This is a genomic window from Olleya sp. Ti.3.14 (assembly GCF_038154885.1).
Lineage (GTDB): Bacteria > Bacteroidota > Bacteroidia > Flavobacteriales > Flavobacteriaceae > Olleya.
The window spans coordinates 1-4434 of sequence record NZ_JBAKAO010000017.1 but is presented as its reverse complement, the minus strand read 5'-3'; the positions used below and the strand labels follow the sequence as shown (position 1 = coordinate 4434).

Here is a 4434-nt window from a genome sequence, read left to right as displayed (position 1 = left end):
CTGCTCCAAAAAAGTGTTGCGTCTCTGATCCTATTTTAAAGCCATTTGCATCTAAATGCACAGAGTTTAAAATGTTAGGCATAGAGGCAGAAATATAAAACTTACTTGGTTTGTAAAAATATAATCCTGCTCCAATATTTGGAGTAACTTCATTAATGTTTTCTGAGAAAAATGGATCATTAGCATCTATTAAATCTAATCCTGCTAATCCAATGTCATGAAACGTGGCTCCTGCTTTTAATCCAAACGCTAATTTAGTTCCTGTTCCTACAGGTATGGTGTAAGAAAAATCTACATAAGCATTAGTCTCGCTTACTGGTCCTACTTCATCACTTATTAATGATAGTCCCAATCCTACATTTTTACCAACTGGCGAATGTAGGGTTAGTGTTCCTGTAGTTGGTGCTCCTTCTAATCCAACCCATTGGCTTCTGTAAAGTGCGCCTATGGCAACACCATCTGTCGATCCAGCGTAAGCTGGATTGACCACATTCATGTTATACATGTACTGTGTGTACTGTGGATCTTGTTGGGCTTGCACACCTATAAACACTAGGAATACGATATATATTATTTTTTTCATCTGTTTCTTGTTGGTTTTCTAGTTAGTTTATCTGTTTATATATACCCAAGAGGCTTTTGTTTTGTTTCCTTGATACTTCATTACGTAGTAGTAAGTTCCAACTGGTAACTCGTCACCTGCGTTAGATTGTCCTTCCCATTCGTTTACATAATTTGTTTTAGAGTAAACTAAAGTACCATTACGGTTGTAAATCTCTAAGCTTTGTACATCAAAACTACTTAAATCAAAATTGTCATTTAATCCTGGTGATACACCTGGAGAGATACCTTGTGGTATTGTACAGTTTTCTAACTCTACTACTGTTACAAATTCTGACTTAGAACATCCTGTGTCATTAAATGTAACTTCAATTTCATACTCTCCTTCAGTTAAAACAGTATTTAATGATAAACCTGTTTGACCAGCAATCTCAACACCTTCGTTGTACCACTTGATATTTACTTCTCCAACTGTGTAATTTTCTGCTTGAGCAGTAATAGTAATTGGTGATGTTGCATTTGGACAAACCTCATATGGTATATCTAAATTAAAAGTTGTTTCTGGACGAATTCCGAACAATAAATCAAATGATGATGTTTCAAAACAACCAGATTCATTTTCTGCTCTTACATAAATAGTATCTGATCCTGATTGGTAACTAATTGTATCAGTTATAGGATTTGTACTGGTTTCTGCGTCTGATAACTCTAAATAGTAAGTAAATACTAAATCAGGCGTCCCATTTGCTAATACTACTTCATTTATTGTTAAATCATATTCAGCAATACCATCTTCATCATTATCACAGCCTAAAACGTCTTCAGGTGTTCCAAGGACTGGTTTAGGTGCTAAATTTATACTAAACGAATCTACTTTAAAACAACCAGTTACTATATTGGTTAACCTTATATAGATAGTTGTTGGAGCTGAAGTATAGCTTGTTGGGTCTACTATAGGATCTACATCGTCAATAGCGTTTGCTTCGGTTTCATAATAAGTTATGGTAATGTCAGACTGAGTCCCTAGTATGTCATTTTCATTAATGGTTAAATCAAAGACAGTAATACCACTGTTGTCGTTGTCACAAGCTACAATTTCAGGAATATTTCCAGTTTCAATATCTGGATTCGGGAAAAATTCAACTAAAATCTGATCTGTATAAAAACAAGCTGAACTTACGTCTGTAAAGGTAATATCTACTTGATATAGTCCTTGTTCTGTAACAACTAAAGAGGTTCCGTTTTCACCTGCAATTGGGTCTGTAATTCCGTCTGCAACCGCATACCATGTTATGGTTGCGTTTGTTGGTGGAGCAATACCTAAGTCTAGTGTTACGCTATCACCTTCGCAAGTTGCTAATCCATTACTAATTAAAATGTCATTTCCAAGGTCTATATTTCCAATATCAAAACTACTAGCTTCTAAAAATACAGCCGAGTCGTAAATGGTATCACCATCATCCGCAATAACTAATTTAATACTATACGGATTGTTTGGTATCACTGCAGAAGTTGCTGTTAATGGTACTGTTCTTCCGATAAAGTTTGTTGGGTTAGTAATTGCTGGTAATCCTCCTGCTCCATAGTATGCATCAAATAGTGTTGGGTTAGAGGATGCACAGCCAGTGTTATAAGCGTCGTCTCTTATTGAAAGTACCGAAACTGGATCTGAAGTGCCTGGTATTACAGCAAGGTTTGTAACATTACCAGTTGTTAAGTCTGTTAATAAAAATGCAAATGCATCAGAGAATCCACATTGGAAAGTTCCATATTCTTCTGCTGCAAAAATAAAATTAAAAGATAGTTGATCAATTAATGGAGTAAATTCGAACTCAATTAATGATGCGTTGTTAGATCCTCCTGCAGGAACATCATCTCCTGGATTTCCGTCTAAATCCGTGTTAATAAAAGCTTCTAAGTCTGCATCTCCTGGCCAAGACCCTCCGCCTTCACTTAATACACCTGTCTCTGGACCTGGTGCATTTAATACGTTTCCTGTTGTCATAACAATACCGCTTTGGAAAGGGAATGAAGATCCGTTGGCTTCAAAATATCCAATACCATTAGTTGTTCCAAAATCGGTTCCTGTTGACCAAGTAACGTTGTTAATTAATGCACAAGGTGAATTTACTAATACATCTGTAACTAATTCTTGTACTGTGTATTGTGTGTCGTTTGTTGTTATTGGAGGCGGAATTGTAAATACACATAAATCAAAGTTTACGTCTTGAAAAGGAACATCTCCATCTGTATAAATTCTAATATAGTAGGTATTACCTATTGTTAACCCATTTGCTATACTATTGTTTGTAGCCTCACAATAAATATTAGTTAAAGAGTCACAATCAGGACCTTCATAAAGTGCATGGTTTAAATTAACCGTATCTCCTACGATGTTACTAATATCAATTCCGTGATCGGTTGCAACAGCATCAAACTGAAACCAAACGTCGTCATTTGCTGTTCCAGTACAAACATTTGTTTGTGTTGAAGTTGTTGCTCCATATAATGTTGCGCTTGTTGTATTAGTACAATTCTCGTCTGCGTTTGGTGTGACTATAATAGCATTTAAACAATCATCATTTGCTGGAGGGCAAACAGGAACATTTAATGTGCTGCTTGTTACAATACAGTTTGTATCATCCGCATTTGCAACAGTAACTACTACATCTGTGTCCAATGGATATGGTCCCATTGTTATAATGCCACTAGTCATTACGTTTTGTAATGGAGTACTTTGATTGTCTGTAATATTTAAGCTTAATGCATCTCCTATACTAGTTATATCAACATTAACAAAAAATTGATTGTTTCCTGCACTACAGTCGGTAGTTGTAGAAAAGTCTACAACAGGATTAATACAAGTTGCACAATTTACTGTAACTGTTAATGGTGTATAGCCTTGAGAACCACAATCAAATACGCCATCTGATTGTACAGTAAAAGAAATAGTGTCTCCTGAGGATTGATATGTCAACCCTGAAACATCTCCATTATTTCCATATGGTGTTAATGCATTAAGGTCTGTTGTTCCGTCTGTATCAAATACGATTAACTCATCCCATCCTTGTTCTACTTGACCAGAATTAAATGTGATGTTTAATGGTGTCCCATCCGTAGAGCTAAATGTAAAGATGTTTGTATCGTTACTTTCATAACAGTAGTTAATTGTTTGTGGTCCATCCGTCGCACAATCTAAAGTAAAGTTAAATTGTAATAATGTTGAAAAGGTAAACGGTCCAGCCCAAGTACTTGAATCTGCACCACAAACCGATTGTACATAAATCTCGTAATTTGTTGCTGGATTTAATCCTGTCTCTGAAATTGTGGTTGTTGTTACTAACGTACCAGAAGTTGGTATTCCTGTTCCTGCTGGTTGTATAACATAATTCCATTCTGTCTCTGTTCCATTTGATGTCCAAGAGATATCTGCTGAAGTTTCAGTAATTGATGTTGCAGTAATATTACTTGGTGCGACGCAAAAGTTTCCACAAGCTTCTACTCGCACTTGGTCAATTGCCATATCGCTTTCAAAAATATCACCAGTACCTACATAGCTAATTTCAATATACACTATCTGTCCTAAGTAGGCGTCTAAATTAACACCAATAGGTACCCAAGCTTCATCTGCTGTTGATTGGTAATCACCTATCCAAGTATACTCGGTAGTAAAAGGTCCTGTTTGAGAGGTACTAACACCAATATTCAAAGTTCCCATATTAGCACCAAATGCATGCATCCAAAATGATAATTCTGCACCATCTACTGCTGTAGATAAGTCTATTGCTGGTGTAATTGCAGAGGCTACGTTAGTTGTGTTTCCTGAACCTTCATATTCAAGGTGTGTTCCTGCATTTCCGTCCCATGTAATGT

Annotated in this window: 2 protein-coding genes; both read right to left on the bottom strand. The window is 36.1% G+C overall.

Features of this window, described 5'->3' with window-relative positions:
• Positions 1-583, bottom strand: a 583-nt coding sequence (locus V6251_RS15070) for a PorP/SprF family type IX secretion system membrane protein (RefSeq protein ID WP_341588986.1), incomplete at its 3' end; no start/stop codon positions are given.
• A 27-nt stretch (positions 584-610) separates the two neighbouring features.
• Positions 611-4434, bottom strand: a 3824-nt coding sequence (locus V6251_RS15065) for a choice-of-anchor L domain-containing protein (RefSeq protein WP_341588985.1), incomplete at its 5' end; no start/stop codon positions are given.